The 394-nt window shown below is 63.7% G+C and carries 1 pseudogene; it reads right to left on the bottom strand.

The window, feature by feature from the left end:
• Positions 1 to 81: 81 nt before the first annotated feature.
• Positions 82 to 394: pseudogene (locus EOA16_RS32480) on the bottom strand (MFS transporter); the annotation flags it as partial.

Genomic DNA, 394 nt, shown 5'->3' with positions numbered 1-394 from the left:
TTTCCCCCCGCCCTGAGACCATTAACGGCTTTGTATGAAAGGGCAGGGCGCGGCTGTCAACCGCGCCAACGCGCTGGCCTATCAGGTGCTGCTCGAGTGGCGCGTGCGCCACGCCGCCGCCGAGGCGGCAACCAGCATGAGCAATGCCGCGATCATAGCGCAGGTGGCAAAACCGAAGGTGGCATAGAGCGGGCCAAAGCCGGTTGTGCCGACAAAGACCGCCAGATAGGTCACCGCGCTGTTCAGGCCCATGATCGTGCCGCGCCGCGAGGGATCGAGCGCGGAGAGGCGCATCACCAGCACATTCAACCCGAAATGATTGGCAAGTCCCCACACCGCGACCATGGCTATGGTCAACCCGAAACTGTCGCTCGTCGCGGCAATGGCGACGTAG

The organism is Mesorhizobium sp. M7A.F.Ca.US.008.03.1.1 (genome assembly GCF_003997495.1).
In the GTDB taxonomy this organism is placed as follows: Bacteria; Pseudomonadota; Alphaproteobacteria; order Rhizobiales; family Rhizobiaceae; genus Mesorhizobium.
Note: the sequence above shows the minus strand (reverse complement) of the source record. Positions and strands in the feature narration are given on the sequence as shown.